Annotated in this window: 18 protein-coding genes; 10 read left to right on the plus strand and 8 right to left on the minus strand. The window is 44.9% G+C overall.

The window, feature by feature from the left end:
• Positions 1-5: 5 nt before the first annotated feature.
• On the minus strand, positions 6-872 hold the full coding sequence (locus tag AC27EZ_RS15940; protein ID WP_487136271.1) for a sterol desaturase family protein: 867 nt from the start codon (positions 870-872) through the stop codon (positions 6-8).
• Between the two features lie 87 nt (positions 873-959).
• Between AC27EZ_RS15940 and AC27EZ_RS15945 the strand changes: the two genes are divergently transcribed.
• A complete protein-coding gene (locus tag AC27EZ_RS15945; RefSeq protein WP_487136272.1) occupies positions 960-1,631 on the plus strand; it encodes a Crp/Fnr family transcriptional regulator in 672 nt (223 codons plus the stop codon).
• Between the two features lie 31 nt (positions 1,632-1,662).
• Here AC27EZ_RS15945 and AC27EZ_RS15950 read toward each other — a convergent pair whose 3' ends face one another.
• Entirely contained in the window at positions 1,663-2,403 is a 741-nt protein-coding gene (locus tag AC27EZ_RS15950; RefSeq protein ID WP_487136273.1) for a helix-turn-helix domain-containing protein, read from the minus strand.
• A 131-nt stretch (positions 2,404-2,534) separates the two neighbouring features.
• Between AC27EZ_RS15950 and AC27EZ_RS15955 the strand changes: the two genes are divergently transcribed.
• From AC27EZ_RS15955 to AC27EZ_RS15970, 4 genes are all read left to right on the plus strand, one after another.
• Positions 2,535-2,894, plus strand: a complete 360-nt coding sequence (locus AC27EZ_RS15955; protein WP_487136274.1) for a hypothetical protein — start codon at positions 2,535-2,537, stop codon at positions 2,892-2,894.
• 8 nt (positions 2,895-2,902) lie between these two features.
• Positions 2,903-3,694, plus strand: a complete 792-nt coding sequence (locus AC27EZ_RS15960) for a DUF2145 domain-containing protein (protein WP_487136275.1) — start codon at positions 2,903-2,905, stop codon at positions 3,692-3,694.
• A gap of 10 nt (positions 3,695-3,704) precedes the next feature.
• Complete coding sequence (gene yiaA / locus AC27EZ_RS15965; RefSeq protein ID WP_487136276.1) at positions 3,705-4,187, plus strand: inner membrane protein YiaA; 483 nt, start codon at positions 3,705-3,707, stop codon at positions 4,185-4,187.
• A 153-nt stretch (positions 4,188-4,340) separates the two neighbouring features.
• Complete coding sequence (locus tag AC27EZ_RS15970) at positions 4,341-5,189, plus strand: class II glutamine amidotransferase (protein WP_487136277.1); 849 nt, start codon at positions 4,341-4,343, stop codon at positions 5,187-5,189.
• Between the two features lie 2 nt (positions 5,190-5,191).
• Here AC27EZ_RS15970 and AC27EZ_RS15975 read toward each other — a convergent pair whose 3' ends face one another.
• Positions 5,192-6,100: a LysR family transcriptional regulator gene (locus AC27EZ_RS15975; protein WP_487136278.1), complete on the minus strand. Its 909-nt coding sequence runs from the start codon at positions 6,098-6,100 to the stop codon at positions 5,192-5,194.
• Positions 6,101-6,199: 99 nt separating this feature from the next.
• On the opposite strand from AC27EZ_RS15975, the gene AC27EZ_RS15980 reads away from it, so the two are divergent.
• Positions 6,200-6,715, plus strand: coding sequence for a lactoylglutathione lyase family protein (locus AC27EZ_RS15980; protein WP_487136279.1), 516 nt, complete (start codon positions 6,200-6,202; stop codon positions 6,713-6,715).
• A gap of 78 nt (positions 6,716-6,793) precedes the next feature.
• Here AC27EZ_RS15980 and AC27EZ_RS15985 read toward each other — a convergent pair whose 3' ends face one another.
• From AC27EZ_RS15985 to AC27EZ_RS16000, 4 genes are all read right to left on the minus strand, one after another.
• Positions 6,794-7,435: an MBL fold metallo-hydrolase gene (locus AC27EZ_RS15985; protein WP_487136280.1), complete on the minus strand. Its 642-nt coding sequence runs from the start codon at positions 7,433-7,435 to the stop codon at positions 6,794-6,796.
• Positions 7,436-7,509: 74 nt separating this feature from the next.
• The gene (locus AC27EZ_RS15990; RefSeq protein WP_487136281.1) at positions 7,510-8,790 is read right to left on the minus strand and encodes an APC family permease; all 1,281 of its coding nucleotides are present in this window, start codon (positions 8,788-8,790) and stop codon (positions 7,510-7,512) included.
• A 7-nt stretch (positions 8,791-8,797) separates the two neighbouring features.
• Entirely contained in the window at positions 8,798-10,480 is a 1,683-nt protein-coding gene (locus AC27EZ_RS15995) for an amidohydrolase (protein WP_487136282.1), read from the minus strand.
• Positions 10,480-11,487, minus strand: coding sequence for a serine/threonine dehydratase (locus AC27EZ_RS16000; protein WP_487136283.1), 1,008 nt, complete (start codon positions 11,485-11,487; stop codon positions 10,480-10,482). Before AC27EZ_RS16000 ends, AC27EZ_RS15995 begins: the two co-directional genes overlap by 1 nt.
• A gap of 293 nt (positions 11,488-11,780) precedes the next feature.
• Between AC27EZ_RS16000 and AC27EZ_RS16005 the strand changes: the two genes are divergently transcribed.
• Positions 11,781-12,155: a PH domain-containing protein gene (locus tag AC27EZ_RS16005; protein WP_421132471.1), complete on the plus strand. Its 375-nt coding sequence runs from the start codon at positions 11,781-11,783 to the stop codon at positions 12,153-12,155.
• 71 nt (positions 12,156-12,226) lie between these two features.
• On the opposite strand, the gene AC27EZ_RS16010 is transcribed toward AC27EZ_RS16005, so the two are convergent.
• The gene (locus AC27EZ_RS16010) at positions 12,227-14,437 is read right to left on the minus strand and encodes a S9 family peptidase (RefSeq protein WP_487136284.1); all 2,211 of its coding nucleotides are present in this window, start codon (positions 14,435-14,437) and stop codon (positions 12,227-12,229) included.
• A gap of 70 nt (positions 14,438-14,507) precedes the next feature.
• On the opposite strand from AC27EZ_RS16010, the gene AC27EZ_RS16015 reads away from it, so the two are divergent.
• Genes AC27EZ_RS16015 through AC27EZ_RS16025 form a run of 3 tightly spaced genes read left to right on the plus strand, consistent with a single transcriptional unit; the run spans position 14,508 to position 16,408 of the window.
• Positions 14,508-15,128 carry an NAD(P)H-binding protein gene (locus AC27EZ_RS16015; RefSeq protein WP_487136285.1) on the plus strand — a complete coding sequence of 207 codons (621 nt, stop codon included), beginning with the start codon at positions 14,508-14,510 and terminating at the stop codon, positions 15,126-15,128.
• 47 nt (positions 15,129-15,175) lie between these two features.
• Entirely contained in the window at positions 15,176-15,892 is a 717-nt protein-coding gene (locus AC27EZ_RS16020; protein WP_487136286.1) for a tRNA1(Val) (adenine(37)-N6)-methyltransferase, read from the plus strand.
• A gap of 15 nt (positions 15,893-15,907) precedes the next feature.
• On the plus strand, positions 15,908-16,408 hold the full coding sequence (locus AC27EZ_RS16025) for a YgjV family protein (RefSeq protein WP_487136287.1): 501 nt from the start codon (positions 15,908-15,910) through the stop codon (positions 16,406-16,408).
• Positions 16,409-16,471: the final 63 nt, after the last annotated feature.

The following is a 16,471-nucleotide window of genomic DNA, read 5'->3' on the forward strand; positions in this document are numbered from 1 at the left end:
GTTCGTCATTTTGGTAGCGTTCGCTCTGCCTGTAATGGCGTTGCGGTGCTTTGTGGTGGCATAGCGTGCTTAGGCTTTCTTGGTGTTTTGTAGAGCGGCCATATTAGTTGCTCTTTCCAATTGGCGTAAAACATGCCCTCGATACCGTATTGACGAGGGTATTGACGGGTTATCTTCGCCGTACCAAACAGAACATCCCAAAAAAAGAGTAAATTCCCATAATTGCCTTTGTAGTGGGTAACGCCATCATCAGCACTCAACCCATGATGAGCACTATGTGTTGACGGTGTTGAAATAGTACGTTCAACAACCCATGCAATAGGGTTAAGCCACGGTGTTTTATACAAGAGCGCATCCCATTTCCATTCTGCATGCGCTCCAGTAATAACGGTAAGTTTTACCACTAAATACAACGCGTAAGACCAACCCAGCCCGAGATAAACGAGTGCGCCAGAAAACCATAGTGACGGCATAAATAAGTAGTAGAAAAAATTATTGCGATAGATAATGCGCACGCTCATATATTTGGCGTTATGGTGTGCCCTATGTAGGTTGTAAAGAAAGCGTGTGGAATGCGAAAGGCGATGCCACCAATACTGCATCATGTCGTCGAAGATCAGCAGCAGTAGAATATGTGTCAACAATGAGCTTTCTGCAAGCACTGCTTGGTATTGTGGAAATACAAAGAACATGACGGTTCCCGCAGAAAAAAGCACAAGTGGCTGTGTAACAACGAACAGTAGTAATGTCCCAACAAACTCTACTTTGCCATCATCGTCAACTTCCGTTGTCTTTTTAAATAATTTTCCATGCTGTGCTTCCATCAACGCGAACAAGGCGAAAACGCCTAATATCAACCACTGATAACTCATTTATGTTAATCTTCTTAATAATCATTGCGGGTAAATTAACATGGCGTTAACATAAAAGAATATATACAACTATATATTTGGTGTGAAATGTCTTATATCCAAGGTATTGAGCAAACGGTAATGCCGACTGCACTTATTGATATTTGTTTACCATTCGGTACGCTTATTACTTACCCTGCTGCCAGCACCATCCACAACAGAGGGAGTAAAAACGCCGGCCTTTCTGTTGTTATCTCAGGCGAAGTGAAAGTGGGAAACTTTGGTCTAGACGGAAGCTATCAAATTACTACTATTTTACGCCGAGGCGACACGTTTGGGGAGTTCACCTTGTATGCCTCATTGGCAAGAACGCATCATGCGCAAGCTATATCAACATGCGAGGTGTTACAAATACCAGAAATTGCGTTTCGCCGATTAGTTGAGCGTCATACAGATGTTTCTCAATTTATTACGCGTGCCTTGGCAATAAAGCTACATGCGGCGCTTGATAGGTTAGATGACATTAGAAGGCTGCCTACACATGTGCAGTTAGCAAAATTGATTTACCAAACCTATTTGTCTACAAAACAAAACTTTGTGTCCTTACGGCAGAGCGATTACGCTGAAAGGTTAGGCGTAACCGTACTTACCGCGCATAAGTCCTTAACCAAACTCTATGCCTTTAACCTTATAGAGAAACAATACGGGGGTGTTCGTGTTATTGATGCCGAGAAGCTTAAGGCGTATTTAAAGGAGAACACATCTCTTTTGCCTCTTTGAATCGTGAATACCGTAAAATAGGGGGGGCGTGTTATTTTTCTACTCGTTTCATTTTTTCAAACAGTGATGGCTCCCAAGGACGCATCGCCATAAGTAGGCCAACATGCTGTCGTTCGTCAATTGGCAATGCGTTGTCTTCTTTGCTGAGTTTAGCCGCTTCTTGGCGAAGTTGTTCTAATCGCCGTTGAATTATTGCTACCGATGAAGGTGAATAACGTCCACGCAAGTACGATCTAAACATCCAGGGTTCATTCTTTTTGGGAGCCATAAATTTCACCATCACTTCATTTTCCATGAAGTTAGAAAGGGGCCCGCCAGGTATCCATCGAAAATCCTGTGCAATAAGCAGTTTGTAACGGTTATTGGGCAGCAGCTCTATTAGTTTCAGTTTATCAAGTGTCGTCATTAGTTTAATACCTTCTACTTCACCAATGTCGTAATGAGATATTAACTCTTCAAAACGCCAGCCATCCCTTACGCACACCGCGGCCAATAACAGTTTAGGGTTGGCTAAAAGCTGCAGTTCCTGTTCTTTTGAAAGCTGTGAAATCTTGTCTTGTTGTTTTTGTGATAAAGCAAATAGTTCGCTGAGAGATAATTGAAGAAATTCACAAATGTGTTCAAGCTTTTCAAGGCTAAATGCGTGCAACGAAAAATTACGCTTGATGCTGGCTTCGCTCACATCAAGTGCGTTAGCAAGCTGTTTATAGGTGATGCGTTGTTCGCGAAGACATTGCTTTAACGTGTCGTAAATATGATTAATCTGGCTCATGGTATTAATATTTAATACTGTTGGTTTAATTTAATACTACATTAATTAAAAAGGTTTACGATAGTTATTCTTGCTTCTAGTGTAGATAGCGTCGAAGGCAAAGCGATTGCCTTCAAACAGGAGTAAGACATATGAAAAATACATATTTAACATTGATGTTAGCTGCGGCGTTAAGCGCTGTGTCATTTTCGCCCGCTGCTATTGCTGATGACTCAGTTAATCATAGCGGTGAAGCCAGCAAGCATAGTGCGCTAGCCGCGTCTGAAGGCCTTCGAACAACTGCATCTGTTGCCAGCGCTGTTGTCGCAGTGCCTGTACTATTAACCGGCAGTGTAGTCGTTGCCGCGGGAAGCGTTATTGCAGAGAGTGCTGAATCGGCTTCACAGAGCACACACCATTCACATGATAATGCGCCCATTGTGATCACTGAAACCATTATTACCGCCGACCCAGCCCCGAATAAAGTTAAAGTAACGACAACCACACGGTAGGTGACGGTATGAGAATAGTTATCTTAGTCATTGTGCTATTGCTTAGCCCCACAGTAAGTGCGGGGAGTGAGCAAGCCGGGAAGCCAAATTTCTCACCAGAAGCGATAGCCACGTTTTCAAAAAACGTTGAAAAGTATGCTGCTTCTCAAGGCGCGCGAGCGTTCATTATTGCAAGACGAGGGCGGCCTACAGAAGATTTGCCTGAGGGTATTCGTTTTACGCATACCGCCATAGCGATTTACTCATCTGTCACGCTAGATAATGGTGAAGTGGCCAAAGGGTATGCCATTCATAATTTATATCAAGATGCTCAACAACCAGACCTTAGTCACTTAATTACTGATTATCCGGTTGATTTCTTTTGGGGGGCTTATGCGCTTGAAGCGGGGATTATTATTCCGACAAACGACGTACAAACTGCACTCATTAATTTATATGTTGAAGATAAGGCTAAGTTGCTGCACAACCCGCGTTATTCGGTAATTGCCAACCCTTTCAATAGCGAAAGGCAAAACTGCACCGAATACACACTTGATGTACTAAATAGTGCGGTGTATTCGACAACGGATATTCCTCAACTTAAAGCGAATGCAAAGGCCCATTTTGTTCCACAAAAAGTCAACATGAGCCGTGCAAAACTTCGCTTAGCAAGCATGTTTAATGACGGTGTGACCTTGCAAGATCATTCTCGTCGTGTTGAAACAACAACGTTTAGCAGTATGGCGCGATATATGAGGCAGTATGATCTTTCGTCGAACGCATTTATTTTCATCGATAGTCAAAATGTACAGCCAATTTAGGAGCGACACCATGAGTACACTACAACAACCCACCAAAGCGTTTAGGATAGCCTCAATTGCTGCCTTGTTGACGGGCGTAATCGCTTATTTCATCGGGCTGTATAACGCCCCCATGGCACTAAACGAAAAGGGCTACTATTTTACCATTATGTTATTTGGTCTGTTTTCAGTGGTAAGCCTACAAAAAACCGTAAGGGATAAAATGGAAGGCGTCCCAACGACCAAGGCGTACTTTTTAGCGTCTTGTGTTGCCACTGTATCCTCTATTGCATTACTTATTATTGGGCTTATGAATGCAGAGTTGTTACTTAGCGAAAAAGGCTTCTTTGGAATGGCGTTTATACTGAGTTTATTCGCAGCGATTACTGTGCAAAAGAACGTTCGAGATAAAGAAATACTCAGTAAGCGCAAAGAAGATAATGACCATGCCGCGATGGACATGCCGCCACCCGACGTAATCGATACTGCGGATACACGTGCTGTAGGTGCATAACGCAGTGGTAACAACGGGCTAAACCAGCTAATTTTATCGCGAAAGCACACCTTAAAAGGTGTGCTTTTTTTTGGGGTATTTACACACTATTTGCTTCAGAAGGTGTGCTTGAGTATGCTCGTGTAAGATGCAGCAAATAGAGTGGGTATAGTCGTGTGTGAATTGCTTGGCATGAGTGCCAATACACCAACCGATTTGTGTTTTAGTTTTACGGGGTTAACCCGCCGTGGTGGTGAAACTGGGCCGCACAAAGATGGGTGGGGCGTGGCTTTTTACGAAGGCAGCGGTGTGCGTATGTTTCACGACCCAGAACCCTGCGCCACGTCGCCAATAGCCGATTTCGTATCAACCTTGCCAATTAAAAGCCAAACCGCGCTATGTCATATTCGACAGGCTAACGTGGGCAACATTAACCTTGCTAATACTCACCCGTTTTCACGCGAACTATGGGGTAAATATTGGGTGTTTGCTCACAATGGTCAATTGCCAAATTTTGTAGGGTGTTCGGGAATTTATGAGCCCGTTGGCGATACCGATAGTGAAGCGTTATTTTGCGATATTATGAACAATGTTCGCCAAAATTTATCTCGCGATGCCTCGCTTGAACAGTTAGCCGAGACATTGGTAAACCTCGCGAAAGGTTATGCGCAGCAAGGCGTGTTTAATTGCCTGCTAAGCAATGGCGACTGGTTGTTTACGTTTTGTAGCACAAAGCTAGCAAGCATTACCCGTAGAGCACCGTTTGGACCAGCTTGTCTTAAAGATGTTGAAGTAGAAATTGATTTTGCTTCTGAAACAACGCCTAAAGATGTTGTGAGTATTATTGCTACAGCGCCGCTAACCAACGACGAACAATGGGATGTTTATGCTCGCGGAGAATGGCGTTTATGGCAAAACGGCGAGGTTATTATCGGTGGCAACGTAGCCGTACCTGAGCATAAAACGGAAGCCGATATGGTGTCGCCAGATAGCGATATTGCTCGCCCTGCCGTGGATAATTAACGCTAGCCTAATACCTCAGAAATCGTTTCTTTCACTATCTGGTAGCGGGCGGGGAGTGCGTTGTGTGGTGTTTGTACACTGTACAAAGGCTCGGTTACGTTGTTTTTGGGTTCGTATATGTCAAGCTTATCTGCCACGTTAACAAATGCGAGTGTGCTGGTGGGAAGTACCGTAAAACCTAGGCCGCGGCTTACAGGAATAAGAATTTGCGACAACTGGTTAATATAACCTGACGTTTTTATTTTCATCGGGTTAAGCGACCGTAAGTGAGGGTCGCCACTGTCGTTTATATAGCGATGCAAATAATGCATGGCATCAGGGTGATTAATTAGGCCAAGTGACGCGATACGTTTGTCTATGGTGCGTGCGCTGTTTTGTTCTTGAGTGTCATTGCCATCCGCACGGGGCAATATTAGCCCTAGTGTTTCTTCCCCTAAATAAGAGCATATCACCTCGTCACTCTCTGCTTCGTTTGTCACTATTCCCAATGAGAGCGTATTGTCAGCAATACTTGCTAGAATACGTTGTCTTGGTGCAACTTCCACATGAATATGCAACGCTGGGTGGCGTAATTGCACGCTAAGTAATGCAGGGTAAATGCGCTGTGCAATAGCACCAGAGCAACCAATGACGCACTTACCCTCAAAAGGTACATCAAATTTAAGGCTTGTAATAAACGCGAGTTCTTTCTCTTGCTGACCTTTGGCGTAGGCAAGTACGCGTTGGCCTTGTTCTGTAAGTTGAATACCTTTACCAAGACGAACAACCAGGTCACAGCCGCAAGCCTCTTCTAGCCGTTTTATATGCTGACTAACACCAGGTTGCGTCATAAAGCGCGCTTCTGAGGTACGGGTAAAGGAACCTGTTTCAGCAAGCGTTATAAAGGTGTCTAGCCAAATTGGGTTTAACATCGTATAAATTTAAATTATCGAAATAAAAAATAATGATAATTTTTTATTTTATGCGTGTCTAGCTATTCTATGTTGACGATAACGACACAGGAAACAGCCATGACAAACACTGTAAAAACACCATACCCACGCACGTTTTCTCACATCGGTATTTCAGTGCCAGACCTAGACGCTGCCGTTAAATTTTATACCGAGGTGCTAGGTTGGTACCTTATTATGAAACCAACAGACATTGTCGAAGACGACTCCGCCATTGGTGAAATGTGTACTGATGTATTTGGCGCTGGGTGGGGACAGTTCCGTATTGCTCACCTATCCACGGGTGACAGAGTAGGCGTTGAACTTTTTGAGTTTAGTAACCAAGAAAACCCAGAAAACAACTTTGAATACTGGAAGACGGGAGTATTTCATTTTTGCGTGCAAGATCCAGACGTAGAGGGCCTTGCGGATAAGATTGTCGCAGCGGGTGGTAAAAAGCGTATGAAAGCACCGCGCTATTATTATCCGGGCGAAAAGCCTTACCGCATGATTTATATGGAAGACCCGTTTGGCAATATTCTTGAAATCTATAGCCACAGCTATGAGCTACATTATGCAAGCGGTGCTTACGAATAAATACGTCGACTGGCGTAAATAAACGCGAAGGCGAGTGTAAAACTCGCCTTTTCTACTATGTTAATAATAACAGCGTTGCTAACCCCATTGACCCGAAACATACGGGTTGGTCGCTCGCTCGGTACCCACGGTTGTGGTGGGGCCATGACCCGGATAAATTGTCATATCGTCAGGGAGAGTGAGGATTTTTTCTTTTATAGCATCAATAAGTTGCTGTTGGTTGCCTTGAGGAAAGTCAGTGCGACCAATAGACCCCGCAAAAATAATATCGCCTACGATAACCTTATTACTTGCACGCTCTACTAGTGCAACATGGCCAGGTGTGTGACCGGGGCAATGTAGTACATCTAAGGTTAACGTCCCAAGCGTTATGGTGTCATTGTCATTTAACCATTCGTTGGGTGCAAAAGGCGCTGCTGGAGGAAAACCAAACATTTGGCTTTGTTGCATTAATGCATCTAACCAAAATTTATCGCCACGATGTGGCCCAATGATGGGCACGTCATAGTGCGCCGCAATAGCAACAGAGCCGCCCACATGATCAAGGTGGCCGTGTGTTAGGATGATTTTTTCAATATCGACCTTATTGTCGGCCGCAACCTGAATAAGCGTTTCAATGTCGCCACCTGGGTCAACGAAAGCGCCTTTCATTGTGGCCGGATCCCAAATTAAGGAGCAGTTTTGGGCGAAGGGGGTAACGGGGTTAACAATTATTTCCACTATTTCACTCTTATCACTATGGGTTTCATACAAAACTTTTTCGTGTACCGTCATATTTAATGACAACATTAATCTTATACAGGGCGCCGTTTCTTTGTATTTAACGCAATGTAAAGTAGGGCACCAACAATCAACTCACCCATTAAAAATAGCCACGCACTGGTTGACGATTGCGTTAACGCCCACGCGCAGACCCCAAGGGCAATAAACGGGACCATCTGCTTAATAATAGCCGGTGGGTGTGCCCGTTGACGTTGGGCTTTAATTAATACCACAACACACATAGCGTAAACGACGAGGCGTGCTAAAACACTGGATATAGCAAGCCATGCAAAACTGCCACTTAGTGCCATAAGACCTGCAAAAATACCCAATACCAGTACTGAGATATAGGGGGTGTCGAAGCGATTATGTACTTTACCTAGTCCACGCTTTCCTAGCTTTCCAGGAATCAGCCCTTGCTGCGCCATTGAATAGGTTAACCGCGATGTAGAAATCATATTCGCCAATAAATTACCCGCCACCGACACCACCGCAGTTAATGTCATTATTAGCGCGCCGGTTTTTCCGAAAATGATATCAGCAAGCGCAATCAGTGGCGCACTGTCTGGCTTTGCCGGGCCAACGGTATGCCAATAAAGCCACTGTACACAAAAGTAAAACAGTGCAATACCAGACACCGTGAACATGAGTGCGCGAGGTATGGTTTTTTTAGGTGAATTTGTTTCCCCGCTTGTAACAACAACGGTTTCAAAACCGATAAAGGCATATAAAGTAAGCAGTGCGCCGGCTGATATTGTATCTAAAGCAGGAACGGCGGTATCGACTGATGCCATTGTAAAATCGAGCTGCCAATATCCTGCGCCTATTAGCAATACAAAGGGAAGTAACTTTAACGCTGAAATGGTATCAAGCGCCCGCATCGCGGCTTTTAACCCTACAATATTGACAATAATTAACAGGCTAGTGAGCACAATGATGGCAACAGACTTTCCACCCCCTGTGTTTAGCTCAGGCCATACATAGCCCGCGTACAGCAATAGCACATGCATGTTTGCCGCAATAGCTGTTGCGCGCGCAAGGTAGTAAATAAAGCCCGTTTGAAACGCTGCGCTGTTTCCAAACCCTCTTTGGGCATAAATAACGGGGCCACCGGTTTCTTGATAATGAATAGCGAGCTGGCCGAAGCACCAGACAATGCTTAACATTAACGCCCCAAAGATAAGGAAAATCCAAGGGCTAAATGCGCCCAGCTCACCTGCCATTTTTGCCGGAAGCGCAAAAATCCCTGCACCAATAAGCCCATTTAGTACAAGTAAGGCGGCGCCGATACCGCCAATACTTCGAGTTAGCATCCCGTTGTTACTTCATCGATACACTAAATACTTCTTCACCCGCCACAAAGGTAGCGTGCACCTTTGTTTTCCAAATGTCTTTTGCGTCAATGGTAAAGATATCTTGGTCAACTAAAATGAAATCGGCCCATTTTCCTGGGGTTAACGTGCCCAACGTATCTTCCATATGGCCTGCATAAGCGGCATCTAAGGTAAACCCTTTAAATGCTTGCTGAATAGTCAGCGCCTCGTGTGCATACCATCCTTTCACTGGCTGATTGTCGCGGTCTTGGCGCGTTACTGCAGCGTGGAGGCCGTAAAACGGATTGGCAAGCTCTACGGGGAAGTCAGACCCTAGAGGGAGCGCAATACCCGAGTTAAGGAGTGTTTTCCACGCGTACGCACCTTTCATTCTCTCTTTGCCTATTCTGTCTTCAGCCATGTTCTTATCGCTGGTGGCATGAGTAGGTTGCATAGAAGGAAGTACTTTTAAGTCGGCAAAGCGGGCGAGATCGTCAGGGGCAATAACTTGCGCATGTTCGATACGGTTACGAAGTTCGCTTCCGCCCAGTGCCTTAAACGTAGACGCAAACTCGTTAAGTGCAACGTGGTTAGCTTTATCGCCAATGGCATGGTAGTTAAGTTGAAAGCCTGCGCCAATAACAGTGGTAAATAGCGACGTCATATCTTCTGGCTGCGTTAGCAATAAGCCATGTTGGTGCGGAGCGTCAGAGTATGGGGCAAGTAATGCCGCCCCGCGACTGCCTAGCGCACCATCACCATACGCTTTTACCGAGCGAATATATAAAAAGTCGTCGTCATCGCGCACGGGCCCATTGCCAAGCATTGTAGTGAGCTCAGGATCAGTTGCACTTACCATGGCATAAATACGAATAGGCAGGCTACTTTCTACTGCGCCTTTTAAGTAAAAATCGTAAACGTCGCGTGAAATACCTGCGTCATGCATAGATGTTATGCCATTTTCCAATAGATGATCGCCAGCAGCGCGCAGCTGTTGGGCGTAAATAGCATTACTAGCGGTGGGCAGGTGTTTCTCGATAAGCAGTGATGCGTTGTCGATAAAAACCCCCGTAGGGTTGCCATTATCATCTTTAATGATCTCACCACCTGCGGGCGATTTAGTCTCTTTTGTTATTCCCGCTATTTCCATCGCTTTGGTATTCACCCATGCGGCATGGCCGTCAACACGGGTTAACACTACCGGTTTGTCAGAAACAACCTTGTCTAAATCGCTCGCGGTTGGAAAGGCCCTGTCAGACCAAAGCTCTTGGTTCCATCCTCGCCCGGTTATCCATGTCTGCTCTGTATTGGCAAAGGCATATTCTGCAACGCTGTTGGCAGCATCAGAAGCACTGGTGCTTTCGCGTAAGTTTACCTCTAATAAGTTAGCGCCTAGCCCAAGCAGGTGGCCGTGTGCATCAATCAACCCCGGTAACATCACTTTTCCGTTACCGTTGATGGTGTCAGTGATGGTAAACGCGTCTTTCTCACCATTAAGGGCAAGGACCTTTCCGTCCTCCATTACCATGTTGCTAAAGGTGATGAGCTGGCCGTCGTTGTCTAGGGTATAACCTTTTACATTCTCTACTAATGTTGCTGCATTGAGGCTACATGTTGTAAAAGCAAAACTTGCTAGAAGCAGCGATGCTTTTTTAATTACAGAAGTGTGTTTGCTTGTTGTTGATGTCATTATTGTTCTTCCGTGTTGATAATAGGAGGCTGAAGTAAAAAGTCTCGCTCCCAAATTTGAGCCATAGCGGTCTGGCTTATGTTTCCACCAGACAGCATCACTAGCGCAGTTTGCCCCGGCGTAGTATTGGCCGCCCATGACGCTACAGCTGCCATGGTCATCGCGCATGTGGGTTCTACGTGTAGTTTAAGTAAATGGTGCAACCATTGTGTCCAGTAGGCTATTTGTACTTCATCAACTTCATAAAAATCATCAAGTTCTTGAAGAAGTGGAAAGGTAATGTCGCCCACTGATGGTGTCGCTGCGCCATCAGCAAGGGTTATAGGAGCTTCTTTTAATGAAATAATTTCACCGGCCTGTAGTGACATCGACGCATCGTTGGCCTCTGCGGGTTCGGCGCCAATAACTAAGGCTTCAGGTTGCATCGCGCGCGCTGCGAGTAATGTCCCTGATAGCAACCCACCTCCGCCACAGGGCGCAAATACCGCATCGACGTGACCGGCATCTTCAAGCGCCTCTAGTGCGGCGGTGCCTTGTCCGGCAATAATGTCCTTATGATTAAAAGGTGGTATCCACACCGTTCCTTCCTTTTCTGCCGCAGCCTTAACGGCAATATCAGCCTCTTGGCGGGTGGGGAAGGTCAATAGCGTCGCGCCATAGCTTTTTGTTGCAGCAGCTTTAATAGGCGAGATAGTTTCACTGGCATAAATTGTTGCCGGAATGCCGTATTTGGCAGCCGCATAAGCGACGGCCTGTGCATGATTTCCTGAGCTATTCGCGACAATTTGTGTTGGCAGCAACCCTTGCTCTTTTTTACGCGCTAAGAAATGTAATGCGCCTCGTAATTTAAATGCCCCTATGGTCTGTAAGCATTCTGCTTTAAACAAAATGCGGTGTCCCATCCATTGGTTCAACAACGAAGACTCCATAATTGGGGTACGCTTTATGTCGGCACTTATTCGCGAATATGCTGCTTTTATTGCATCGAAATCAAGGCTTGAGGTCATGGCTCACTATAAAATGCTAATAATAATAGTCACTACCCTACCACCAAACTTTCACAAATCGAATGTATATTAACGCGCTATGCTGATTCGCGTCGCAAGGTTACACGTGCCACGTCACGCTATGTTGGTATTGCTGTAGTTATCTATCTAGTAAGGCGACAGTGCGAAAAATATTCATAGCGTAAGCAGGGGCGTGCTAGAGTAATTACGCTTACTATTTTTTGAAACGGCGGTGTTTGCATTTCATTTAAGCCAAGCCGTATACACCGCCAGATAATAATTAAGGATATATAATGGGACTGTTTGACACGATAATGGGAAATGCCAGCGAAACAAATGCTGAAGACGTTCAACAAGAGCTTTCGCCAATCTTAGCCGATAATGAGTCAGTCACTGCGGCATTCAAACTCGTACGCGATTTGAGTGTGTTTACAAATAAGCGCTTAATATTAATAGATAAGCAGGGCCTGACGGGTCGAAAAGTGAATTATCACTCCATTCCCTATAAATCTATCACGCAGTTTATCGTTGAAACGGCCGGTCATTTTGATACCGATGCCGAGCTTAAAATTTGGCTGTCGGGTAAAGCAGACGCGATTGAAATTGAATTAAGTGCATCGTCGGCACAAGCCGTACAAAAGAATTTAGCAAGTCAGTTATTTGCCTAAGAAAAACAATGCTCTTCGCCAAAAAAAGGCGATACAAAAAATAGTATCGCCTTTTAAGTGGTGAGGTAAGGCTACTTCAAATTTCGGTTGAAGAAATTCGTCACCGTTTTGTATAAGTGAATGCCCGTTTGCTTCCCTCGAATGCTATGTTTTTTACCTGGATAATCCATCGTTTCAAACGGAATCGCTAAATCCTGAAGGTGTTTATAGAGCATGGTTGAGTGGGTAAACAATACGTTGTCATCTGCCATACCATGGTAAATAAGTAAGTCACCTTTTAAGTCTTTAGCGTAAGGAAACACCGATGACGCCGTGTAAGCATCATCGTCTGTTTGAGGGTTACCCATATAGCGTTCTGTATAATGAGTGTCGTACAAGCGCCAGTCTGTCACTGGAGCACCTGATACACCTGCCGCAAAGTAATTACCGGCTTTAAACATCGTCATTAATGTCATGTAGCCGCCATAGCTATGACCATGAACGCCAACGTTATCGGCATCAACAAATGGTAATGTGCGTAAGAATTCAACACCGGCTATTTGGTCGTCTACTTCAATAAAGCCCATCTTCTTATAGATAGGGTCTTCAAACGCTTTACCACGGTAGTTTGAACCGCGGTTGTCTAATGTAAATACGACATAGCCTTGGTCAACCCAATGTTGGAAAAGTAAACCTCGGTTGCCCGCCCAGCTATTGGTTACTACCTGAGCGTGGGGGCCGCCGTAAAGGTATACAATCACCGGATGTTTTTGACTTGGGTTTTGCTTAGCACTCTCTGGGGTATAGATGCGGTACTTGAGTGTTGCACCATCTTTGGTAGTAATGTCGCCAAACTCAGGGGCTGTCCAGCTATCCATGTAGGCAAAAAGAGGGTGACCTTTTGACACTTTGTTTTCTTCTAACCATGTAATGCGTTTACCCGACGCGTCGTTAAGACTTACTTGAGCGGGTGAATTAATGGTAGAAAAGCGATCAATAAAAATTGAGGCGTCTTTGCTAAAAGCAGCGCTGTGATAAGCGCCTAATTCGGTAACGCGCGCAATCTCGCCACCGCTCAGTGATACGGTGTATACGTGGCTTTCTAACGGCGTGTCTTTACGACCAGAGAAAAACAAGCGGTTGTTGGCAACATCAATGGCCTCAACGCTATCAACAACCCAGTTTCCTTGGGTCAATTGCTTCACCATCTTTCCGCTGTTATCGAAAAGGTAAAGATGTTTAAAACCATCGCGCTCAGAGGCCCAGATGAACTGGCCTTTGTCCTTTAAAAAATACAAGTCGTTATGTAAATTTACCCATGTGTTGCTGCTTTCAGTAAGCAATACACGCTGAGTGTTGTCACGCATGCTAAAAGCGCGAAGCTCTAAAACTTGTTGGTTGCGAGTTTGCCATTGGTATGTGAACGTTTCACTGTCTGGCATCCATTTTCCGCGAGCAAAGTAGATATCTGTTTCTTCACCTAAGTCTACCCACGTGCGCTCACCGTTATCAATACGTTGAATAGCAAGCTCAACCAGTACGTTTGGTGTGCCAGCTTTCGGATATTTTTGCTCTAGCAGTTTAATGTCGTCTGCGTAAATTTCGGTACGTGTTATTACGTCAACAGGGCTTTCATCTACTTTTGTGAAGGCAATGTGGGTTTCATCTGGTGACCACCAATAACCTGTCATGCGGCCCATTTCTTCTTGCGCTACGAATTCGGCCATACCGAACTTGATGTTGCCGCCACCGTCTTTCGTGATCGCCATTTCTTTACCTGAAGCAATATGTTTTACATACAGGTTTTGGTCGCGGATGAAAGAGATGTAATTACCTTTAGGCGATAGTTTGATATCGGTTTCAAACGCATCAGTATCAAGCAGCTGTTTTGCCCCTTTCTCGCCTAATTTGTGATAGAACACATCACCACCTAACGGGAACAGCAATGCTTTACCATCGTCAGACCATTGGTAACTTACAATACCGCTACCTGATAACCGCATGCGTTCGCGGCGGGCTTTTTCTTCATCAGAAAGGACTTCTTCGCCACTTTGCAGGTCGTTAGAGTCGAACAGCATGCGAGTTTCGCCACTGTCGATATGGTACTCCCACAAATCTAATCGTTCGTAATCAGATTGTTTTCCTTTCAAAAACGATACGCGCTCACCGTCTGGTGACACTTTAAGCGAACGCGGGGCATTGCCATCGAGCGAAGGGGAAGAGAAAATGCGCTCAATAGTGAGCGTTTCAGCGTGTAAAGCAGTAGAGAGCATAGCGGCTCCAATTAAAAGGGCTTTTTTCATTGTTATCTGCATATTTTACTGTCGAAGGTTTGATTGTAGAGAAACCATTCCATGATACAAGGTGCAAAGTATGAAATCCGCAATAGTGCTAGGAGCGACAGGTTTAGTGGGACGAACGCTTGTAAACACACTTTTACAAGACAGAAGGTACGCAGAGGTCACGTGTTTAGTAAGAAAGCCTCTTGCATCGTCAATGTTTAATGACCCCCACGGAAAGTTGAAACCTGTGGTTATCGACTTTGAGAATTTTCAGGACTATCAAGGTTATTTTAGCGTGAATCATGTTTACTGTTGCCTGGGGACCACCCTTAAAAAAGCAGGGTCAAAACAAGCGTTTAGGCGGGTGGATTTCGAATACGTGCATGTTGCGGCGCAATTGACTCGAGCACAACGCGCTGACAGCTTTGTTTGGATATCATCAGTGGGCGCCGATGCAAAAAGCAGTAATTTTTACTTGCGCGTAAAAGGCGAATTAGAAAATGCTATTATGCGCATGCCGCAGCTTCCTAATGCCGCTGCGGTGCGACCATCTTTATTACTGGGCGAACGAGATGACGCTCGTTTTATGGAAGATATGGCACAGAAAACAGCAATCATTTGGCAAAGCTTGCTAAAAGGACCGTTAAAAAAATACAGGCCGGTTCACCCTATCGATGTGGCAAGGAACATGATGTCACTTCAAGTGTGGTAAGTGAATCTTCGCTTGCATTATGAAAAGACAGTATCAAGAGACAGTGTGTGTTTAGGTGTAAACAGTTTGAAGTGGCGCATGACAAATGCGCAATGAAGGTCGGAACCGACAGCTTATTGTTGGGCAGCTGGGCGCAGCCGAATAATGCCACCCACATACTCGATATTGGCACAGGCTCGGGAATTCTAGCGCTAATGATGGCGCAAAAGTCAAAACCGGATGCCCATGTTTGTGCTATGGATATTGACGATGACGCCTTTATCCAAGCCAGTGAAAACGTAAGCGCGTCGCCATGGCACGATAAGATACGTATGTTTCACTGTGCGCTTGATGATTTTGATTGCGACAACCTTCTTGATCTTATTATTAGTAATCCACCGTATTTTGATGCGGTCGATATGACGCGCAGTGCTTTTGTTCGTCAAACGACACAGCGCAGCGTGGCACGCCACGAAAGCTTGCTGACGCCCCATGCGCTTTTTACGTTTAGCGCAAAACAGTTAACAAATAATGGCGAATTGTATTGTGTTTATCCGTATAATCGCGCGCCTTTCATTCTTGAAGAAGCAAAGCGGTGTGGGTTACATGCTTCAAGATTGATGACGGTAAAACATGCACTAGCATCACCGCCCTATTTAATGGCGTTTTGTTTTAGTAAAAGGGAAGGCGGTACAAACAAGGAGGTATTAATTATTCGTGACGAAAACGGCGACTATACCGCTGCTTATAAAACACTATGTCGCGATTTCTATTTACGGTTTTAAGTAGGTGTATTGATTATGACACTGTTAATTGCTGAAGCGTTTGGCGCTTTAGCGGTAGTGCTCAACTTTTTGGGTTATCGGCAAAGCAATGTCGACCGGTACCTTTTCATTTCAGCTTTTGCGTTATTATTCTTAAGCGCACACTTTTTTATGCTGGACGCCATGGCAGCAGGTGTTGGCACACTGTTGGCGGGTCTTAGGAACTTTATTGCCATAAAAAATAGAAGCAAACCTGTTTTGTTTTTCTTTATCGGCGCCAATGTTTTCTTCTTGTTGTATGAGTGGTTTGTTCTGAATCATGATTGGAACATTTTCATTGCCTATGCGTCTTCGCTTATTTTCACGGTTGGCTCTGTTGTATTGCGAGATGTTCATGTAATCAGGCGTACTTTCCTCGTCGCCGAATCGTTAGGGCTTATCTATGCCATATCGGTGGGCAGTATTTTTGGAACGGTTTTCAATATAAGTAACTTAGTTAGCATTCTCTCGACCTTAAAACGCACCAAGCCTGTATGAAAAGTGTTCTAAAGTACAATGGTTAACTTTTAAAAAACTACGTATCATTTTTAATAACGCGGT

Source organism: Alteromonas sp. 4NH20-0056 (assembly GCF_057539655.1).